Here is a 19,013-nt window from a genome sequence, read left to right on the forward strand (position 1 = left end):
AAGAGCATGGATATGATTGTATTAGAAGAAAAGCTTGCAACCGTTCCCACCTTGTTCGTTGAAAAACGAGATGGTAGACGTGTAGTGTTTGATGTAGACAAGATTGACAAGGCTCTCCACAAGGCGGCAGAAAAAGTTATGGACCTTACGCCTCTAGTAGAAAAACGTCTAAACGGTCTGGTTGAAAGAATCGTCACTGAAATTCACAGTCGCTTCCCTCAAGGTGTCAAGATTTACGAAATTCAAAATGTCGTAGAACATGAACTCCTTGAAGCCAAAGAATATGCGCTAGCTGAGGAGTATATCACTTATCGGACACAAAGGGATTTTGAGCGCTCAAAAGCGACAGATATCAACTTTAGTATCCATAAGCTGCTCAATAAAGATCAGGCAGTTGTCAATGAAAATGCCAATAAAGACAGCGATGTCTTTAATACCCAGCGTGATTTGACAGCAGGGATTGTTGGAAAATCAATCGGACTGCAAATGCTTCCTAAGCACGTAGCCAATGCTCACCAAAAAGGGGATATCCACTATCATGACTTGGACTACAGTCCCTACACACCGATGACCAACTGCTGTTTGATTGATTTTAAAGGCATGTTGGAAAATGGTTTTAAGATTGGCAATGCGGAGGTAGAAAGTCCCAAGTCTATCCAGACTGCGACAGCTCAAATTTCACAAATCATCGCCAACGTTGCTTCTAGCCAGTACGGGGGCTGTTCAGCTGACCGTATCGATGAAGTCTTGGCTCCTTATGCAGAGAAGAATTATCAAAAACACCTTAAGGATGCGGAAGAGTGGGTCCTGCCTGATAAACGGGAAGATTACGCTTGGAAGAAAACGCAAAAGGACATCTACGATGCCATGCAATCTCTCGAGTATGAAATCAACACTCTCTTCACTTCAAATGGCCAAACACCTTTTACTTCGCTAGGTTTTGGTCTGGGAACCAATCGTTTTGAGCGTGAAATTCAAAAAGCTATCTTGACCATTCGTATCAAGGGTCTTGGTTCAGAACATCGAACAGCCATCTTCCCTAAACTCATCTTTACGTTGAAAAGAGGACTCAACTTAGAGGAAGGTTCACCTAACTACGACATCAAACAGTTGGCTCTTGAGTGTGCAACCAAGCGGATGTACCCAGATGTCTTGTCCTATGATAAGATTATCGAGCTGACAGGCTCCTTCAAGGTTCCTATGGGCTGCCGTTCTTTCCTCCAAGGATGGAAGGATGAGAATGGTGTCGAGGTCAATTCAGGCCGTATGAATCTAGGTGTTGTGACAGTCAATCTGCCTCGTATCGCTCTCGAGTCTGAAGGTGACTTGAACAAGTTCTGGGAAATCTTCAACGAGCGAATGAACATTGCGGAGGATGCTCTGGTTTATCGTGTCGAACGAACCAAGGAAGCAACACCAGCAAATGCCCCTATCCTCTATCAGTATGGTGCCTTCGGCCGCCGTCTCGGAAAAGAAGAAAGTGTAGACCAACTCTTCAAGAATCGCCGTGCGACCATTTCTCTAGGCTATATCGGTTTGTATGAAGTGGCGACGGTCTTCTTTGGCAATAGCTGGGAAAGCAATCCAGAAGCCAAGGAATTCACGCTTGACATCATTCGTGATATGAAACGACGTGTAGAAGAGTGGTCAGATCAATATGATTACCATTTCTCTATCTACTCAACACCGTCTGAAAGCTTGACAGACCGCTTCTGTCGCTTGGATACAGAGAAGTTCGGCTCTATTCCTGATATTACAGACAAGGAATACTACACCAACTCTTTCCACTATGATGTCCGTAAAAATCCAACACCGTTTGAAAAACTGGATTTTGAAAAAGTTTATCCAGAAGCAGGTGCGTCAGGTGGCTTTATCCACTATTGTGAGTATCCAGTTCTTCAACAAAATCCTAAGGCCCTGGAAGCTGTCTGGGACTATGCCTATGACCGTGTCGGCTATCTAGGAACCAATACTCCGATTGATCGTTGCTACAAGTGTGATTTTGAAGGGGATTTTGAACCCACTGAGCGAGGATTTGCTTGTCCCAACTGTGGCAATAGCGACCCTAAAACGGTAGATGTGGTCAAACGTACGTGTGGGTATCTGGGAAATCCTCAAGCGCGTCCAATGGTTAACGGACGTCACAAGGAAATCGCTGCGCGGGTCAAACATATGAATGGCTCAACCATTAAAACGGCAGGACATGAAGTAATAAATTAGAAGGAAACGCAATGGGGAAATACCAATTAGATGATAAGGGACGTGCTCAAGTAACCCGTTATCATGAAAAACATTCGAAAGGTGGAGTAGGAAAAAAAGAACGCTTGCTCAACCTCAGAGAACAGTTTTTAAACAAGAACAAGAAAAAATAAAAGTGAGAGTTGCCTCTCACTTTTCTCTTAATTGGAGGTAAAAATGATACTACGCAGACCAACATTGGCAGATAAAGAAACAGTTTTAGAGATGATGGCAGAGTTTGAACAGACTCAATCACCCCACGATGGTGGGTTTTGGAACGCCAACAATTTTGTTTATGAAGAGTGGCTAGAAGAAAATCTTCAAGCGGAAGCGGGACTCAATATTCCTGAAAACTGGGTTCCTGCTATCCAGCTGGTTAGTTTTGACGTAGCAGGCCAGGCTCTTGGCTTTCTCAACCTTCGTCTCCGATTAAATGACTACTTACTAGAAAATGGGGGCCATATTGGCTACTCCATTCGTCCATCTGAAAGAGGTAAGGGTTATGCCAAAGAATCCCTCCGACAAGGTCTACAAGTTGCTAAGGGAAAGAATATTAAACGAGCTTTAGTGACTTGTAGCACAGAAAATCCAGCAAGCCGAGCTGTTATCTTAGCTAATGGTGGGGTGTTTGAGGATGTTCGCAATGGTGTAGAACGTTACTGGATAGATTTGGAGTAAAAGGATGACATGGAATACACCAAAACCAGGTGAATGGAAAAGTGAAGAACTCAGTAAAGGGCGGATTATTGATTACAAGGCCTTTAACTTTGTCGATGGAGAAGGTGTGCGCAACTCTCTCTATGTATCAGGCTGTATGTTTCACTGCGAGGGGTGCTATAATGCTGCGACTTGGTCTTTCAACGCAGGCATTCCCTATACGGCAGAATTAGAAGAACAAATCATGGAAGACCTTGCCCAACCCTATGTTCAAGGATTGACCCTGCTAGGAGGAGAGCCATTCCTCAATACGGGCATTCTCTTGCCTCTCGTAAAACGCATTCGGAAGGAATTACCAGATAAAGACATCTGGTCCTGGACAGGTTATACTTGGGAAGAAATGATGTTGGAGACTCCAGACAAACTGGAACTCTTGTCGTTGATTGACATCCTTGTCGATGGTCGTTATGACAAAAGCAAGCGCAATCTCATGCTCCAGTTCCGAGGTTCCTCTAATCAACGGATTATTGATGTGCAAAAATCTCTCAAAAGTGGGAAAATAGTGATTTGGGACAAGCTTAATGATGGAAAAGAAAGCTATGAACAGGTGAAGAGAGAATGAAGAAAAAAGAGTTAGTAGACAAACTGGTTTCAGAGATCGAAACGGGGAAAGTCAAAACACTGGGGATTTACGGTCACGGTGCATCAGGAAAGTCTACCTTTGCTAAAGAATTGTTCCAAGCCCTAGATTCTGAAAAGGTAAATCTACTAGAAACAGATCCCTACATTACCTCAAACCGTCATTTAGTGGTGCCAAAAGAACTTCCAGATCAAAAAGTGACAGCTTGTCTCCCAGTGGCGCATGAACTGGCAAGTTTGCAGAGAGATATTCTCGCCTTGCAGGCAGGTATGGATATCTTGACGATTGATGAACCTTGGAAGGCTAGCGAGATCTTATCTGGAGCCAAACCGATTCTGATTGTTGAAGGGATGTCTGTGGGCTTTCTACCCAAGGAACTCTTTGACAAAACTGTCTGTTTCTACACGGATGAGGAGACCGAATTAAAGCGGCGCCTAGCTCGAGATACGACTATGAGAAATCGCGATGCTTCCTTTATACTAGCTAGCCATCAAATGAGACGGGAGCAGTATCTGCAATACTACAGAGAAACCGAGTCTAAAGCAGATATCTTAGTGGATCAATCGGAAGATAAATTCAAGATCAAAATGACTCATATTATATAGAAGAAAAGACTAAATTTTAAGGTCGTAAATCAGTAGTCATAGGAAGATGAACTAGGAAAACAGTTTCATCCTAAAAAAACGAAAAAAACCTAACAAATCCCTTGCAATCGCAGGGGCTTTGTGTTATTCTATTATGGTGCTGTAAATTACAGCCTTAGCTTTGATGCAAGAGGTTGCGACACGCTCGGTTGCATTGCCACGCAACGCGCGTCGGTTTTCTTGTGGAGCTAGCCTATTATCTTAAATAGACGAAAAGGAGAAAAAGATGGCAAACAAAAAAATCCGTATCCGTTTGAAAGCTTACGAACACCGTACGCTTGACACAGCGGCTGCTAAAATCGTAGAATCAGCTACTCGTACAGGTGCACAAGTTGCGGGTCCAATCCCACTTCCAACTGAACGTAGCCTCTACACAATTATTCGTGCGACTCACAAATACAAAGACTCTCGCGAACAATTCGAAATGCGTACACACAAACGTTTGATCGATATCGTTAACCCAACTCAAAAAACAGTTGATGCTTTGATGAAATTGGATCTTCCAAGTGGTGTAAACGTAGAAATCAAGCTTTAATCCAAAGTTTGAAACCTTGAGCATGAAAAACGCTCGTTAAAAACTTTTTGAATAAAAAATATAGAAAAGGAACTATTTTCTCATGACAAAAGGAATCTTAGGGAAAAAAGTGGGAATGACTCAAATCTTCACTGAAGCTGGCGAATTGATCCCTGTAACAGTTATTGAAGCAACTCCAAACGTTGTTCTTCAAGTTAAAACTGTTGAAACAGACGGATACAACGCTATCCAAGTTGGTTTCGATGACAAACGCGAAGTATTGAGCAACAAACCTGCTAAAGGACATGTAGCGAAAGCTAACACGGCTCCTAAGCGCTTCATTCGTGAATTCAAAAACGTTGAAGGCTTGGAAGTTGGTGCTGAAATCACAGTTGAAACATTCGCAGCTGGAGACGTTGTTGACGTAACTGGTACTTCTAAAGGTAAAGGTTTCCAAGGTGTTATCAAACGCCACGGACAATCACGTGGACCAATGGCTCACGGTTCTCGTTACCACCGTCGTCCAGGTTCTATGGGACCTGTTGCACCTAACCGCGTATTCAAAGGTAAAAACCTTGCAGGACGCATGGGTGGCGACCGCGTAACAATTCAAAACCTTGAAGTTGTACAAGTTGTTCCAGAAAAGAACGTTATCCTTATCAAAGGTAACGTACCAGGTGCTAAGAAATCTCTTATCACTATCAAATCAGCAGTTAAAGCTGGTAAATAATAAAGAAAGGGGAAATCAGTCACAATGGCAAACGTAACATTATTTGACCAAACTGGTAAAGAAGCTGGCCAAGTTGTTCTTAACGATGCAGTATTTGGTATTGAACCAAATGAATCAGTTGTGTTTGATGTCATCATCAGCCAACGCGCAAGCCTTCGTCAAGGAACACACGCTGTTAAAAACCGCTCTGCAGTATCAGGTGGTGGACGCAAACCATGGCGTCAAAAAGGAACTGGACGTGCTCGTCAAGGTTCTATCCGCTCACCACAATGGCGTGGTGGTGGTGTTGTCTTCGGACCAACTCCACGTTCATACGGCTACAAACTTCCACAAAAAGTTCGTCGCCTAGCTCTTAAATCAGTTTATTCTGAAAAAGTTGCTGAAAACAAATTCGTAGCTGTAGACGCTCTTTCATTTACAGCTCCAAAAACTGCTGAATTTGCAAAAGTTCTTGCAGCATTGAGCATCGATTCTAAAGTTCTTGTTATCCTTGAAGAAGGAAATGAATTCGCAGCTCTTTCAGCTCGTAACCTTCCAAACGTGAAAGTTGCAACTGCTACAACTGCAAGTGTTCTTGACATCGCAAATAGCGACAAACTTCTTGTCACACAAGCAGCTATCTCTAAAATCGAGGAGGTTCTTGCATAATGAATTTGTATGATGTTATCAAAAAACCTGTCATCACTGAAAGCTCAATGGCTCAACTTGAAGCAGGAAAATATGTATTTGAAGTTGACACTCGTGCACACAAACTTTTGATCAAGCAAGCTGTTGAAGCTGCTTTCGAAGGTGTTAAAGTTGCCAACGTTAACACAATCAACGTAAAACCAAAAGCTAAACGTGTTGGACGTTACACTGGTTTTACTAACAAAACTAAAAAAGCTATCATCACACTTACAGCTGATTCAAAAGCAATCGAGTTGTTTGCTGCTGAAGCTGAATAATCTAAGGAGGAAATATCGTGGGAATTCGTGTTTATAAACCAACAACAAACGGTCGCCGTAATATGACTTCTTTGGATTTCGCTGAAATCACAACAAGCACTCCTGAAAAATCATTGCTTGTTGCTTTGAAGAAACAGGCTGGTCGTAACAACAACGGTCGTATCACTGTTCGTCACCAAGGTGGTGGACACAAACGTTTCTACCGTTTGGTTGACTTCAAACGTAACAAAGACAACGTTGAAGCTGTTGTTAAAACAATCGAGTACGATCCAAACCGTTCTGCAAACATCGCTCTTGTACACTACACTGACGGTGTGAAAGCATACATCATCGCTCCAAAAGGTCTTGAAGTTGGTCAACGCATCGTTTCAGGTCCAGAAGCAGATATCAAAGTCGGAAACGCTCTTCCGCTTGCTAACATCCCAGTTGGTACTTTGATCCACAACATCGAGTTGAAACCAGGTCGTGGTGGAGAATTGGTGCGTGCAGCTGGAGCTTCTGCTCAAGTATTGGGTCAAGAAGGTAAATATGTTCTTGTTCGTCTTCAATCTGGCGAAGTTCGTATGATTCTTGGAACTTGTCGTGCTACAGTTGGTGTTGTCGGAAACGAACAACATGGACTTGTAAACCTTGGTAAAGCAGGACGTAGCCGTTGGAAAGGTATCCGCCCAACAGTTCGTGGTTCTGTAATGAACCCTAACGATCACCCACACGGTGGTGGTGAAGGTAAAGCACCAGTTGGTCGTAAAGCGCCATCTACTCCATGGGGCAAACCTGCTCTTGGTCTTAAAACTCGTAACAAGAAAGCGAAATCTGACAAACTTATCGTTCGTCGTCGCAACGAGAAATAATAGTAAACTAGTCGCCTAAGCAACTAGAAAATCCGCCAGCTCGGTAGCGCTCCATGTGAGCGCAAGCCGCTGTGGTACAACATTTAAAGGAGAAAAAATAAAATGGGACGCAGTCTTAAAAAAGGACCTTTCGTCGATGAGCATTTGATGAAAAAAGTTGAAGCTCAAGCTAACGACGAAAAGAAAAAAGTTATCAAAACTTGGTCACGTCGTTCAACGATCTTCCCAAGTTTCATTGGTTACACTATTGCAGTTTATGACGGACGTAAACACGTACCTGTTTACATCCAAGAAGACATGGTAGGTCACAAGCTTGGTGAATTTGCACCAACTCGTACTTACAAAGGTCACGCTGCAGACGACAAGAAAACACGTAGAAAATAAGGAGAACATAAATGGCAGAAATTACTTCAGCTAAAGCAATGGCTCGTACAGTACGTGTTTCACCTCGTAAATCACGTCTTGTTCTTGACAACATCCGTGGTAAAAGCGTAGCCGATGCTATTGCAATCTTGACATTCACTCCAAACAAAGCCGCTGAAATCATCTTGAAAGTTTTGAACTCAGCTGTAGCTAACGCTGAAAACAACTTTGGTTTGGATAAAGCTAACTTGGTAGTATCTGAAGCATTCGCAAACGAAGGACCAACTATGAAACGTTTCCGTCCACGTGCGAAAGGTTCAGCTTCACCAATCAACAAACGTACAGCTCACATCACTGTGGCTGTTGCAGAAAAATAAGGAGGTAACATCGTGGGTCAAAAAGTACATCCAATTGGTATGCGTGTCGGCATCATCCGTGATTGGGATGCCAAATGGTATGCTGAAAAAGAATACGCGGATTACCTTCATGAAGATCTTGCAATCCGTAAATTCGTTCAAAAAGAATTGGCTGACGCAGCAGTTTCAACTATCGAAATTGAACGCGCAGTAAACAAAGTTAACGTTTCACTTCACACTGCTAAACCAGGTATGGTTATCGGTAAAGGTGGTGCTAACGTTGATGCACTTCGTGCAAAACTTAACAAATTGACTGGAAAACAAGTACACATCAACATCATCGAAATCAAACAACCTGATTTGGATGCTCACCTTGTAGGTGAAGGAATTGCTCGTCAATTGGAGCAACGTGTTGCTTTCCGTCGTGCACAAAAACAAGCAATCCAACGTGCAATGCGTGCTGGAGCTAAAGGAATCAAAACCCAAGTATCAGGTCGTTTGAACGGTGCAGATATCGCCCGTGCAGAAGGATACTCTGAAGGAACTGTTCCACTTCACACACTTCGTGCAGATATCGATTACGCTTGGGAAGAAGCAGACACAACATACGGTAAACTTGGTGTTAAAGTATGGATCTACCGTGGTGAAGTTCTTCCAGCTCGTAAAAACACTAAAGGAGGTAAATAACCAATGTTAGTACCTAAACGTGTTAAACACCGTCGTGAATTCCGTGGAAAAATGCGCGGTGAAGCAAAAGGTGGAAAAGAAGTAGCATTCGGTGAATACGGTCTTCAAGCTACAACTAGCCACTGGATCACTAACCGCCAAATCGAAGCTGCTCGTATCGCCATGACTCGTTACATGAAACGTGGTGGTAAAGTTTGGATTAAAATCTTCCCACACAAATCATACACTGCTAAAGCTATCGGTGTGCGTATGGGATCTGGTAAAGGGGCGCCTGAAGGTTGGGTAGCACCAGTTAAACGTGGTAAAGTGATGTTTGAAGTTGCTGGTGTATCTGAAGAGATCGCTCGCGAAGCGCTTCGTCTTGCAAGCCATAAATTGCCAGTTAAATGTAAATTCGTAAAACGTGAAGCAGAATAAGGAGAAGGCATGAAACTTAATGAAGTAAAAGAATTTGTTAAAGAACTTCGTGGTCTTTCTCAAGAAGAACTCGCGAAGCGCGAAAACGAATTGAAAAAAGAATTGTTTGAACTTCGTTTCCAAGCTGCTACTGGTCAATTGGAACAAACAGCTCGCTTGAAAGAAGTTAAAAAACAAATCGCTCGTATCAAAACAGTTCAATCTGAAGCGAAATAATAGACTAGGGAAGGAGAAATTTCAATGGAACGCAATAATCGTAAAGTTCTTGTTGGACGTGTTGTATCTGACAAAATGGACAAGACAATCACAGTTGTAGTTGAAACAAAACGTAACCACCCAGTCTATGGTAAACGTATTAACTACTCTAAGAAATACAAAGCACATGATGAAAACAATGTTGCCAAAGAAGGCGATATCGTACGTATCATGGAAACTCGTCCGCTTTCAGCTACAAAACGTTTCCGTCTTGTAGAAGTTGTTGAAGAAGCGGTCATCATCTAATCAAACCTGAAAGGAGAAAACTGAAATGATTCAAACAGAAACTCGTTTGAAAGTCGCAGACAACAGCGGTGCTCGCGAAATCTTGACTATCAAAGTTCTTGGTGGTTCAGGACGTAAATTTGCAAACATCGGTGATGTTATTGTGGCATCTGTAAAACAAGCTACTCCTGGTGGTGCGGTTAAAAAAGGTGACGTTGTAAAAGCTGTTATCGTTCGTACTAAATCAGGTGCTCGTCGTGCTGATGGTTCATACATCAAATTTGACGAAAACGCAGCAGTTATCATCCGTGAAGACAAAACTCCTCGCGGAACACGTATCTTTGGGCCAGTTGCACGCGAATTGCGTGAAGGTGGCTTCATGAAGATCGTGTCACTTGCTCCAGAAGTACTTTAATTTTTAGAAACAAACTAGTCCCCTGGATTCATCTCCAGGGTGCCCTTATGGGCGTAAGAAAAATCAAGGAGAAACCTAATGTTTGTAAAAAAAGGCGACAAAGTTCGCGTAATCGCTGGTAAAGATAAGGGAACAGAAGCTGTTGTCCTTACTGCCCTTCCCAAAGTAAACAAAGTTATCGTTGAAGGTGTCAACATCGTTAAGAAACACCAACGTCCAACTAACGAGCTTCCTCAAGGTGGTATCATCGAGAAAGAAGCAGCTATCCACGTATCAAACGTTCAAGTTTTGGACAAAAATGGTGTAGCTGGTCGTGTTGGTTACAAATTTGTAGACGGTAAAAAAGTTCGCTACAACAAAAAATCAGGCGAAGTGCTTGATTAATCACGAAGGAAAGGAGAAGTATAATGGCAAATCGTTTAAAAGAAAAATATCTTAATGAAGTAGTTCCTGCTTTGACAGAACAATTCAACTACTCATCAGTGATGGCTGTGCCTAAAGTAGATAAGATCGTTTTGAACATGGGTGTTGGTGAAGCTGTATCAAACGCTAAAAGCCTTGAAAAAGCTGCTGAAGAATTGGCGCTTATCTCAGGTCAAAAACCACTTATCACTAAAGCTAAAAAATCAATCGCCGGCTTCCGTCTTCGTGAAGGTGTAGCGATCGGTGCAAAAGTTACCCTTCGTGGTGAACGTATGTACGAATTCTTGGACAAATTGGTTTCAGTTTCACTTCCACGTGTACGTGACTTCCACGGTGTTCCAACAAAATCATTTGATGGACGCGGAAACTACACTCTTGGTGTGAAAGAACAATTGATCTTCCCAGAAATCAACTTTGATGACGTTGACAAAACTCGTGGTCTTGACATCGTTATCGTAACAACTGCTAACACTGACGAAGAGTCACGTGCATTGCTTACAGGCCTTGGAATGCCTTTTGCAAAATAATATAGGAGGTAAATCTAATGGCTAAAAAATCAATGATTGCTAAGAACAAACGTCCAGCGAAGTTCTCTACTCAAGCTTATACTCGTTGTGAAAAATGTGGTCGTCCACATTCAGTTTACCGCAAATTTAAACTTTGCCGTGTTTGCTTCCGTGAATTAGCTTACAAAGGACAAATCCCTGGTGTAACAAAAGCATCTTGGTAATTTAAGATATCAAGGGCGTCAAAACTCCAAGTGAAAATAGGAAACTTGACGAAGAAACTGAAGTTTCTAGGAAAGTTTATCTTTTTCACACAGAGTTTAGCCCGGGTTCAGTTGGGTTTGCCAATTTGAACACGAGCTACAGCTTTGGCAAAAAAGACCAATTTTCTTTGGAGCATCGCTCCGGCATCAAATTGCCTATTTTTGCTCTTGCTGTTACGCTCTTTGTATCATGTATTAACTAGCAAGTGCGACTTGCAAACTACTAGTAAGAGGAGAATAACAAAATGGTTATGACTGACCCAATCGCAGACTTCCTAACTCGTATTCGTAACGCTAACCAAGCGAAACACGAAGTACTTGAAGTACCTGCATCAAACATCAAAAAAGGGATTGCTGAAATCCTTAAACGCGAAGGTTTTGTTAAGAACGTAGAAATCATCGAAGATGACAAACAAGGCATCATCCGTGTATTCCTTAAATACGGACCAAACGGTGAAAAAGTTATCACTAACTTGAAACGTGTTTCTAAACCAGGACTTCGTGTCTACAAAAAACGTGAAGATCTTCCAAAAGTTCTTAACGGACTTGGAATTGCTATCCTTTCAACTTCTGAAGGTTTGCTTACTGATAAAGAAGCTCGCCAAAAGAACGTTGGTGGAGAAGTTATCGCTTACGTTTGGTAATTGATGATGTGAGAGCGTTAAAAGAATGCAGTGAAAATAGGAAGTTTGTAGCAGGAGCGATGCTCCAAGACAAACTTATCTTTTTCACCAAATTCTTAGCTCGAACTCTAATCAAGATACAAAGCTCGTTAGAGCGTGTTCAGTTCAGCTCTTGAACTAAACAAGTATCTTTAACCCCGTGAAAACTGGCTGTAATGGCCTGACAATCTAACAGGAGAAAATAAACATGTCACGTATTGGTAATAAAGTTATCGTGTTGCCTGCTGGTGTTGAAATCACTAACAATGACAACGTTGTAACTGTAAAAGGACCTAAAGGAGAACTTACTCGTGAGTTCTCAAAAGATATTGAAATTCGTGTGGAAGGTACTGAAGTAACTCTTCACCGTCCAAACGATTCAAAAGAAATGAAAACAATCCACGGAACTACTCGTGCCCTTTTGAACAACATGGTTGTTGGTGTATCAGAAGGATTCAAGAAAGTACTTGAAATGCGTGGGGTTGGTTACCGTGCACAACTTCAAGGATCTAAACTTGTTTTGGCTGTAGGTAAATCTCATCCAGACGAAGTTGAAGCTCCAGAAGGAATTACTTTTGAACTTCCAAACCCAACAACAATTGCTATCAGCGGAATTTCAAAAGAAGTAGTTGGTCAAACAGCTGCTTATGTACGTAGCCTTCGCTCACCTGAACCATATAAAGGTAAAGGTATCCGTTACGTTGGCGAATACGTTCGTCTTAAAGAAGGTAAAACAGGTAAATAATGTTGAGTGGTTGATTTTTAACCACCAACCTATTTTCCAACTTAGTGCATAGCACACGATTTAAAACTAAAGAGGTGAAAACTGTGATTTCTAAACCAGATAAAAACAAACTCCGCCAAAAACGCCACCGTCGCGTTCGCGGAAAACTCTCTGGAACTGCTGATCGCCCACGTTTGAACGTATTCCGTTCTAATACAGGCATCTACGCTCAAGTGATTGATGACGTAGCGGGTGTAACGCTCGCAAGTGCTTCAACTCTTGACAAAGAAGTTTCAAAAGGAACTAAAACTGAACAAGCCGTTGCTGTCGGTAAACTCGTTGCAGAACGTGCAAGTGCTAAAGGTATTTCAGAAGTGGTGTTCGACCGCGGTGGATATCTATATCACGGACGTGTGAAAGCTTTGGCTGATGCAGCTCGTGAAAACGGATTGAAATTCTAATAGGAGGACACTAGAAAATGGCATTTAAAGACAATGCAGTTGAATTTGAAGAACGCGTAGTTGCTGTCAACCGTGTTACAAAAGTTGTTAAAGGTGGACGTCGTCTCCGTTTCGCAGCTCTTGTTGTTGTTGGTGACCACAATGGTCGCGTAGGATTTGGTACTGGTAAAGCTCAAGAAGTTCCAGAAGCAATCCGTAAAGCAGTAGACGATGCTAAGAAAAACTTGATTGAAGTACCTATGGTTGGAACAACAATTCCTCACGAAGTTCTTTCAGAATTCGGTGGAGCTAAAGTATTGTTGAAACCTGCTGTAGAAGGTTCTGGAGTTGCCGCTGGTGGTGCAGTTCGTGCCGTTGTGGAATTGGCAGGTGTGGCAGATATTACATCTAAATCACTTGGATCTAACACTCCAATCAACATTGTTCGCGCAACTGTTGAAGGTTTGAAACAATTGAAACGCGCTGAAGAAGTTGCTGCCCTTCGTGGTATCTCAGTTTCTGATTTGGCATAAGAAAGGGGATAAAATGGCTCAAATTAAAATTACTTTGACTAAGTCTCCAATCGGACGCATTCCATCACAACGTAAAACTGTTGTAGCACTTGGACTTGGCAAATTGAACAGCTCTGTTATCAAAGAAGACAACGCTGCTATCCGTGGTATGATCACTGCAGTATCTCACTTGGTAACAGTTGAAGAAGTAAACTAATGAATTTTTAGGGGATGTGGCAATACTCATCCCCTATAACTAGGTATAGTCATCAAAGATGACGAATGTATAGGCGAGTTGATAAGGGAGACAACCTTTTCTCTCTTATCGGCGCTAGCATTTTACAAAAGAGGAGAAAATAATAATGAAACTTCATGAATTGAAACCTGCAGAAGGTTCTCGTAAAGTACGTAACCGTGTTGGTCGTGGTACTTCATCTGGTAACGGTAAAACATCTGGTCGCGGTCAAAAAGGTCAAAAAGCTCGTAGCGGTGGCGGAGTTCGCCTTGGTTTTGAAGGTGGACAAACTCCATTGTTCCGTCGTCTTCCAAAACGTGGATTCACTAACATCAACGCTAAAGAATACGCAATTGTAAACCTTGACCAATTGAACGTCTTTGAAGACGGTGCAGAAGTAACTCCAGTTGTACTTATCGAAGCAGGAATTGTGAAAGCTGAAAAATCAGGAGTTAAAATTCTTGGTAACGGTGAGTTGACTAAGAAATTGACTGTGAAAGCAGCTAAATTCTCTAAATCAGCTGAGGAAGCTATCACTGCTAAAGGTGGTTCTGTAGAAGTCATCTAAGAGAGGTGACCCATGTTTTTTAAATTATTAAAAGAAGCGCTCAAGGTTAAACAAGTTCGATCAAAAATTCTCTTTACGATTTTTATCATTCTTGTTTTCCGTATTGGGACAAGTATTACTGTTCCAGGTGTGAATGCAAAAAGCTTAGAAGCTCTCAGTGGTTTATCTTTCTTGAACATGCTTAGTCTTGTTTCAGGGAATGCCATGAAGAACTTCTCCGTTTTTGCACTCGGAGTAAGTCCGTATATCACGGCTTCCATCGTTGTTCAATTGCTACAAATGGATCTTTTACCGAAGTTTGTAGAATGGGGTAAACAAGGGGAAGTAGGACGGAGAAAACTAAACCAGGCTACTCGTTATATTGCACTTGTACTTGCATTTGTTCAATCTATCGGGATTACAGCAGGATTTAATACTCTATCTGGAGCAAAATTATTAACGACAGCTTTAACTCCACAAGTCTTTGTTACTATTGGTATTATCCTCACAGCAGGGAGTATGATTGTAACGTGGCTCGGGGAACAAATTACAGATAAGGGATACGGAAATGGTGTGTCTATGATTATCTTTGCAGGTATTGTCGCTTCAATCCCTGAGATGATTAAAGGCATCTATGTTGACTACTTCGTCAATATTCCAAGTAGCCGTTTGACTTCATCTATTATCTTTGTCGTTATTTTGATTATCGCTGTCTTGTTGATTGTATACTTTACAACCTATGTTCAACAAGCAGAATATAAAATTCCAATCCAATATACAAAAGTTGCTCAAGGAGCCCCATCTAGCTCATACCTCCCTTTGAAGGTAAACCCAGCGGGAGTTATCCCAGTTATCTTTGCAAGTTCCATTACAGCGGCACCTGCAGCCATTCTTCAGTTTTTGAGTGCTACAGGTCATGATTGGGCTTGGGTACGTACAGCACAGGAAATGTTATCTACAACATCTCCGACAGGTGTTGCTATGTATGCCTTGTTAATCATTCTCTTTACATTCTTCTATACATTTGTACAGATCAATCCAGAGAAAGCAGCAGAAAACTTGCAAAAGAGTGGAGCCTACATTCATGGTGTCCGTCCTGGTAAGGGAACTGAAGAATTTATGTCGAAACTTCTTCGTCGCCTTGCAACGGTCGGATCAATCTTCCTTGGTGTGATTTCAATCTTGCCGATTGTGGCAAAAGATGTCTTTGGCCTTTCAGAAGCTGTTGCTTTTGGGGGAACTAGTCTTTTGATCATTATCTCGACAGGTATCGAAGGAATCAAACAGTTGGAAGGTTACCTATTGAAACGTAAGTATGTTGGTTTCATGGACAAAACAGAATAAAAGCAAAATTACTTTTGCTTAGAGAGTGGAGTATGAAGGTCTATCTATCAGAGAGATTTTCGTCTCCCCTCTTCTATTTTGTTTTTAAATAGGGGTTGAAACATATTTCTGCTTCTATTTAAATACAAAATAAGGAGATCCTATCATGAATCTTTTGATTATGGGCTTACCTGGAGCAGGTAAGGGAACGCAAGCAGCTAAAATTGTGGAACAATTCCACGTGGCACACATTTCAACTGGAGATATGTTCCGTGCTGCTATGGCTAATCAAACTGAAATGGGTGTACTTGCCAAGTCATACATCGACAAAGGTGAGTTGGTTCCAGATGAAGTTACAAATGGAATTGTTAAAGAACGCCTTTCTCAGGAAGACATCAAGGAAACAGGTTTCTTGTTGGATGGTTACCCACGTACGATTGAACAAGCTCATGCCTTGGACAAAACATTGGCTGAACTTGGTATCGAATTGGAAGGTGTGATCAACATCGAAGTGAATCCAGACTGTCTCTTGGAACGTTTGAGTGGCCGTATCATCCACCGCGAAACAGGTGAAACCTTCCACAAAGTTTTCAACCCACCCGTTGACTATAAAGAGGAAGATTATTACCAACGTGAGGATGACAAACCTGAGACAGTGAAGCGTCGTTTGGATGTGAATATCGCCCAAGGTGAACCAATCATTGCTCACTACCGTGCCAAAGGTTTGGTCCACGATATCGAAGGAAATCAAGATATCAATGATGTGTTCAAAGACATCGAAAAAGTATTGACAAATTTGAAATAAAGCGTTTTTCGCACTTGCAAAAAATCGCTACAAATGTTATACTGAGATAGTCTGACTTATAATTGTTGTCTCTATGTTTAGAGGCATCAAATCGAAATTTATGGAGGTGCTTTTGCGTGGCAAAAGACGATGTGATTGAAGTTGAAGGCAAAGTAGTCGATACAATGCCTAACGCAATGTTTACGGTTGAACTTGAAAATGGACATCAGATTTTAGCAACAGTTTCTGGTAAAATTCGTAAAAACTATATTCGTATTTTAGCGGGAGATCGTGTTACTGTCGAGATGAGTCCATATGACTTGACACGTGGACGTATCACTTACCGCTTTAAATAATCGAAAAACTTGGAGGGATAAGAAATGAAAGTAAGACCATCGGTCAAACCAATTTGCGAATACTGTAAAGTAATTCGTCGTAATGGTCGTGTTATGGTAATTTGCCCAGCAAATCCAAAACACAAACAACGTCAAGGATAAGATAGAAAGGAGAAAACATGGCTCGTATTGCTGGAGTTGACATTCCAAATGACAAACGCGTAGTAATCTCATTGACTTATGTTTATGGTATCGGACTTGCAACATCTAAGAAAATTTTGGCTGCTGCTGGAATCTCAGAAGATGTTCGTGTACGTGACCTTACATCAGATCAAGAAGATGCTATCCGTCGTGAAGTGGATGCAATCAAAGTTGAAGGTGACCTTCGTCGTGAAGTAAACTTGAACATCAAACGTTTGATGGAAATCGGTTCTTACCGTGGTATTCGTCACCGTCGTGGACTTCCTGTCCGTGGACAAAACACTAAAAACAACGCTCGCACTCGTAAAGGTAAAGCTGTTGCGATTGCTGGTAAGAAAAAATAATATAGGAGGTAAAAGTCTTGGCTAAACCAACACGTAAACGTCGTGTGAAAAAGAATATCGAATCTGGTATTGCTCATATTCACGCTACATTTAATAACACTATTGTTATGATTACTGATGTGCATGGTAATGCAATTGCTTGGTCATCAGCTGGTGCTCTTGGTTTCAAAGGTTCTCGTAAATCTACACCATTCGCTGCTCAAATGGCTTCAGAAGCTGCTGCTAAATCTGCACAAGAACACGGTCTTAAATCAGTTGAAGTTACTGTAAAAGGTCCAGGTTCTGGTCGTGAGTCAGCTATTCGTGCGCTTGCTGCCGCTGGTCTTGAAGTAACAGCAATTCGTGATGTGACTCCAGTGCCACACAATGGTGCTCGTCCTCCAAAACGTCGCCGTGTATAATCATCGCATTACACTGCTTTTCGTTTAAGAGGGAGTAACTAAATGATTGAGTTTGAAAAACCAAATATAACAAAAATTGATGAAAATAAAGATTATGGCAAGTTTGTAATCGAACCACTTGAACGTGGCTACGGTACAACTCTTGGTAACTCTCTTCGTCGTGTACTACTAGCTTCTCTACCAGGAGCAGCAGTGACATCTATCAACATTGAAGGTGTCTTGCATGAGTTCGACACAGTTCCAGGTGTTCGTGAAGACGTGATGCAAATCATTCTGAACATTAAAGGGATTGCAGTGAAATCATACGTTGAAGACGAAAAAATCATTGAACTTGACGTTGAAGGTCCCGCTGAAATTACAGCTGGAGACATTTTGACTGACAGTGATATTGAAATTGTAAATCCAGATCATTATCTCTTTACAATCGGTGAAGGTTCTTCTCTAAAAGCGACAATGACTGTTAACAGTGGTCGTGGATATGTGCCTGCTGATGAAAACAAAAAAGATAATGCGCCAGTTGGAACACTTGCTGTAGATTCTATTTATACACCAGTTACAAAAGTCAACTATCAAGTTGAACCTGCTCGTGTAGGTAGTAACGATGGTTTTGACAAATTAACCCTTGAAATCTTGACAAATGGAACAATTATTCCAGAAGATGCTTTAGGGCTTTCAGCACGTATCTTGACAGAACATCTTGATTTGTTTACAAATCTTACAGAGATTGCTAAGTCAACTGAAGTGATGAAAGAAGCTGATACTGAATCGGACGACCGTGTTTTGGATCGTACGATTGAGGAACTGGACTTGTCTGTGCGTTCATACAACTGTTTGAAACGTGCCGGTATCAATACTGTGCATGATTTAACAGAAAAATCTGAAGCAGAGATGATGAAAGTACGAAATCTTGGACGCAAGAGTTTGGAAGAAGTGAAACTCAAACTCATTGACTTGGGTCTTGGATTAAAAGATAAATAAAGGAGGAATACATGGCTTACCGTAAACTAGGACGCACTAGCTCACAACGTAAAGCAATGCTTCGCGATTTGACAACTGACCTTTTGATCAACGAATCAATCGTGACAACTGAAGCTCGTGCTAAAGAAATCCGTAAAACTGTTGAAAAAATGATTACTCTAGGTAAACGTGGTGATTTGCATGCACGTCGTCAAGCAGCTGCTTTCGTACGTAATGAAATCGCATCTGAAAACTATGATGAAGCAACTGATAAGTACACTTCTACTACAGCACTTCAAAAATTGTTCTCAGAAATCGCACCTCGTTATGCTGAACGTAACGGTGGATACACTCGTATCCTTAAAACTGAACCACGTCGTGGTGATGCTGCGCCAATGGCGATCATCGAATTAGTATAAA

34 protein-coding genes are annotated in these 19,013 nt (G+C 41.7%); all 34 read left to right on the forward strand.

Annotation, left to right across the window (positions count from 1 at the left end; translation table 11 throughout):
- Window positions 1–12: 12 nt before the first annotated feature.
- The 34 genes from nrdD (at window position 13) to rplQ (ending at window position 19,012) form a co-directional block, all read left to right on the forward strand.
- Window positions 13–2,220: an anaerobic ribonucleoside-triphosphate reductase gene (gene nrdD, locus ACVC7S_RS05000; protein ID WP_447266406.1), complete on the forward strand. Its 2,208-nt coding sequence runs from the start codon at window positions 13–15 to the stop codon at window positions 2,218–2,220.
- A gap of 11 nt (window positions 2,221–2,231) precedes the next feature.
- Window positions 2,232–2,372, forward strand: coding sequence for a hypothetical protein (locus ACVC7S_RS05005; RefSeq protein ID WP_000521629.1), 141 nt, complete (start codon window positions 2,232–2,234; stop codon window positions 2,370–2,372).
- Between the two features lie 43 nt (window positions 2,373–2,415).
- Window positions 2,416–2,916 (forward strand): GNAT family N-acetyltransferase, encoded by a 501-nt coding sequence (locus ACVC7S_RS05010; RefSeq protein WP_447266407.1) that lies wholly within the window; start codon window positions 2,416–2,418, stop codon window positions 2,914–2,916.
- Window positions 2,917–2,920: 4 nt separating this feature from the next.
- Window positions 2,921–3,517 (forward strand): anaerobic ribonucleoside-triphosphate reductase activating protein, encoded by a 597-nt coding sequence (nrdG, locus tag ACVC7S_RS05015; RefSeq protein ID WP_447266408.1) that lies wholly within the window; start codon window positions 2,921–2,923, stop codon window positions 3,515–3,517.
- Complete coding sequence (locus tag ACVC7S_RS05020; RefSeq protein WP_447266409.1) at window positions 3,514–4,140, forward strand: uridine kinase family protein; 627 nt, start codon at window positions 3,514–3,516, stop codon at window positions 4,138–4,140. Before nrdG ends, ACVC7S_RS05020 begins: the two co-directional genes overlap by 4 nt.
- A 265-nt stretch (window positions 4,141–4,405) precedes the next feature.
- Window positions 4,406–4,714, forward strand: coding sequence for a 30S ribosomal protein S10 (rpsJ, locus tag ACVC7S_RS05025; protein WP_001284513.1), 309 nt, complete (start codon window positions 4,406–4,408; stop codon window positions 4,712–4,714).
- A gap of 82 nt (window positions 4,715–4,796) precedes the next feature.
- Window positions 4,797–5,423, forward strand: coding sequence for a 50S ribosomal protein L3 (gene rplC, locus ACVC7S_RS05030; protein WP_000160197.1), 627 nt, complete (start codon window positions 4,797–4,799; stop codon window positions 5,421–5,423).
- Window positions 5,424–5,447: 24 nt separating this feature from the next.
- Window positions 5,448–6,071 (forward strand): 50S ribosomal protein L4, encoded by a 624-nt coding sequence (gene rplD / locus ACVC7S_RS05035; RefSeq protein ID WP_000024537.1) that lies wholly within the window; start codon window positions 5,448–5,450, stop codon window positions 6,069–6,071.
- Window positions 6,071–6,367 (forward strand): 50S ribosomal protein L23, encoded by a 297-nt coding sequence (locus ACVC7S_RS05040; RefSeq protein WP_001055347.1) that lies wholly within the window; start codon window positions 6,071–6,073, stop codon window positions 6,365–6,367. Before rplD ends, ACVC7S_RS05040 begins: the two co-directional genes overlap by 1 nt.
- A gap of 17 nt (window positions 6,368–6,384) precedes the next feature.
- Window positions 6,385–7,218 (forward strand): 50S ribosomal protein L2, encoded by an 834-nt coding sequence (gene rplB, locus ACVC7S_RS05045; protein ID WP_000512904.1) that lies wholly within the window; start codon window positions 6,385–6,387, stop codon window positions 7,216–7,218.
- A gap of 102 nt (window positions 7,219–7,320) precedes the next feature.
- Window positions 7,321–7,602 carry a 30S ribosomal protein S19 gene (rpsS, locus tag ACVC7S_RS05050; protein ID WP_000533766.1) on the forward strand — a complete coding sequence of 94 codons (282 nt, stop codon included), beginning with the start codon at window positions 7,321–7,323 and terminating at the stop codon, window positions 7,600–7,602.
- Between the two features lie 11 nt (window positions 7,603–7,613).
- Window positions 7,614–7,958, forward strand: a complete 345-nt coding sequence (gene rplV, locus ACVC7S_RS05055; protein WP_000818137.1) for a 50S ribosomal protein L22 — start codon at window positions 7,614–7,616, stop codon at window positions 7,956–7,958.
- Between the two features lie 12 nt (window positions 7,959–7,970).
- Entirely contained in the window at window positions 7,971–8,624 is a 654-nt protein-coding gene (rpsC, locus tag ACVC7S_RS05060; RefSeq protein ID WP_000529936.1) for a 30S ribosomal protein S3, read from the forward strand.
- A 3-nt stretch (window positions 8,625–8,627) separates the two neighbouring features.
- Window positions 8,628–9,041 (forward strand): 50S ribosomal protein L16, encoded by a 414-nt coding sequence (gene rplP / locus ACVC7S_RS05065; RefSeq protein WP_000960948.1) that lies wholly within the window; start codon window positions 8,628–8,630, stop codon window positions 9,039–9,041.
- A gap of 9 nt (window positions 9,042–9,050) precedes the next feature.
- Window positions 9,051–9,257 carry a 50S ribosomal protein L29 gene (rpmC, locus tag ACVC7S_RS05070; protein ID WP_000772918.1) on the forward strand — a complete coding sequence of 69 codons (207 nt, stop codon included), beginning with the start codon at window positions 9,051–9,053 and terminating at the stop codon, window positions 9,255–9,257.
- Between the two features lie 24 nt (window positions 9,258–9,281).
- A complete protein-coding gene (gene rpsQ / locus ACVC7S_RS05075) occupies window positions 9,282–9,542 on the forward strand; it encodes a 30S ribosomal protein S17 (RefSeq protein ID WP_000440801.1) in 261 nt (86 codons plus the stop codon).
- Between the two features lie 25 nt (window positions 9,543–9,567).
- Window positions 9,568–9,936 (forward strand): 50S ribosomal protein L14, encoded by a 369-nt coding sequence (rplN, locus tag ACVC7S_RS05080; protein ID WP_000616545.1) that lies wholly within the window; start codon window positions 9,568–9,570, stop codon window positions 9,934–9,936.
- A gap of 78 nt (window positions 9,937–10,014) precedes the next feature.
- Window positions 10,015–10,320, forward strand: coding sequence for a 50S ribosomal protein L24 (gene rplX, locus ACVC7S_RS05085; protein ID WP_000497691.1), 306 nt, complete (start codon window positions 10,015–10,017; stop codon window positions 10,318–10,320).
- A gap of 23 nt (window positions 10,321–10,343) precedes the next feature.
- Entirely contained in the window at window positions 10,344–10,886 is a 543-nt protein-coding gene (gene rplE, locus ACVC7S_RS05090; RefSeq protein ID WP_000013542.1) for a 50S ribosomal protein L5, read from the forward strand.
- A gap of 17 nt (window positions 10,887–10,903) precedes the next feature.
- Window positions 10,904–11,089: a type Z 30S ribosomal protein S14 gene (locus ACVC7S_RS05095; RefSeq protein ID WP_001085697.1), complete on the forward strand. Its 186-nt coding sequence runs from the start codon at window positions 10,904–10,906 to the stop codon at window positions 11,087–11,089.
- Window positions 11,090–11,373: 284 nt separating this feature from the next.
- Complete coding sequence (rpsH, locus tag ACVC7S_RS05100; RefSeq protein ID WP_000245504.1) at window positions 11,374–11,772, forward strand: 30S ribosomal protein S8; 399 nt, start codon at window positions 11,374–11,376, stop codon at window positions 11,770–11,772.
- A 226-nt stretch (window positions 11,773–11,998) separates the two neighbouring features.
- On the forward strand, window positions 11,999–12,535 hold the full coding sequence (gene rplF, locus ACVC7S_RS05105) for a 50S ribosomal protein L6 (RefSeq protein ID WP_447266410.1): 537 nt from the start codon (window positions 11,999–12,001) through the stop codon (window positions 12,533–12,535).
- Window positions 12,536–12,618: 83 nt separating this feature from the next.
- Window positions 12,619–12,975: a 50S ribosomal protein L18 gene (rplR, locus tag ACVC7S_RS05110; RefSeq protein ID WP_004251098.1), complete on the forward strand. Its 357-nt coding sequence runs from the start codon at window positions 12,619–12,621 to the stop codon at window positions 12,973–12,975.
- Between the two features lie 17 nt (window positions 12,976–12,992).
- On the forward strand, window positions 12,993–13,487 hold the full coding sequence (rpsE, locus tag ACVC7S_RS05115; RefSeq protein ID WP_000874196.1) for a 30S ribosomal protein S5: 495 nt from the start codon (window positions 12,993–12,995) through the stop codon (window positions 13,485–13,487).
- 13 nt (window positions 13,488–13,500) lie between these two features.
- Window positions 13,501–13,683 (forward strand): 50S ribosomal protein L30, encoded by a 183-nt coding sequence (gene rpmD / locus ACVC7S_RS05120; protein ID WP_000057241.1) that lies wholly within the window; start codon window positions 13,501–13,503, stop codon window positions 13,681–13,683.
- A gap of 145 nt (window positions 13,684–13,828) precedes the next feature.
- On the forward strand, window positions 13,829–14,269 hold the full coding sequence (gene rplO / locus ACVC7S_RS05125; protein WP_000766089.1) for a 50S ribosomal protein L15: 441 nt from the start codon (window positions 13,829–13,831) through the stop codon (window positions 14,267–14,269).
- A gap of 12 nt (window positions 14,270–14,281) precedes the next feature.
- Entirely contained in the window at window positions 14,282–15,592 is a 1,311-nt protein-coding gene (secY, locus tag ACVC7S_RS05130; protein WP_045592922.1) for a preprotein translocase subunit SecY, read from the forward strand.
- Between the two features lie 145 nt (window positions 15,593–15,737).
- Window positions 15,738–16,376, forward strand: coding sequence for an adenylate kinase (locus ACVC7S_RS05135; protein WP_447266411.1), 639 nt, complete (start codon window positions 15,738–15,740; stop codon window positions 16,374–16,376).
- Between the two features lie 116 nt (window positions 16,377–16,492).
- Entirely contained in the window at window positions 16,493–16,711 is a 219-nt protein-coding gene (gene infA, locus ACVC7S_RS05140) for a translation initiation factor IF-1 (RefSeq protein ID WP_001029883.1), read from the forward strand.
- A 24-nt stretch (window positions 16,712–16,735) separates the two neighbouring features.
- On the forward strand, window positions 16,736–16,852 hold the full coding sequence (gene rpmJ / locus ACVC7S_RS05145; RefSeq protein WP_001808836.1) for a 50S ribosomal protein L36: 117 nt from the start codon (window positions 16,736–16,738) through the stop codon (window positions 16,850–16,852).
- Between the two features lie 17 nt (window positions 16,853–16,869).
- A complete protein-coding gene (gene rpsM, locus ACVC7S_RS05150) occupies window positions 16,870–17,235 on the forward strand; it encodes a 30S ribosomal protein S13 (protein WP_000090781.1) in 366 nt (121 codons plus the stop codon).
- Between the two features lie 17 nt (window positions 17,236–17,252).
- Window positions 17,253–17,636 (forward strand): 30S ribosomal protein S11, encoded by a 384-nt coding sequence (gene rpsK, locus ACVC7S_RS05155; protein WP_001118385.1) that lies wholly within the window; start codon window positions 17,253–17,255, stop codon window positions 17,634–17,636.
- Between the two features lie 42 nt (window positions 17,637–17,678).
- On the forward strand, window positions 17,679–18,614 hold the full coding sequence (locus ACVC7S_RS05160; protein WP_254734092.1) for a DNA-directed RNA polymerase subunit alpha: 936 nt from the start codon (window positions 17,679–17,681) through the stop codon (window positions 18,612–18,614).
- An 11-nt stretch (window positions 18,615–18,625) separates the two neighbouring features.
- Window positions 18,626–19,012 (forward strand): 50S ribosomal protein L17, encoded by a 387-nt coding sequence (gene rplQ, locus ACVC7S_RS05165; RefSeq protein ID WP_000331493.1) that lies wholly within the window; start codon window positions 18,626–18,628, stop codon window positions 19,010–19,012.
- The last annotated feature ends 1 nt before the right edge of the window (window position 19,013 follow it).

It is taken from the genome of Streptococcus sp. Z556, assembly GCF_053010225.1.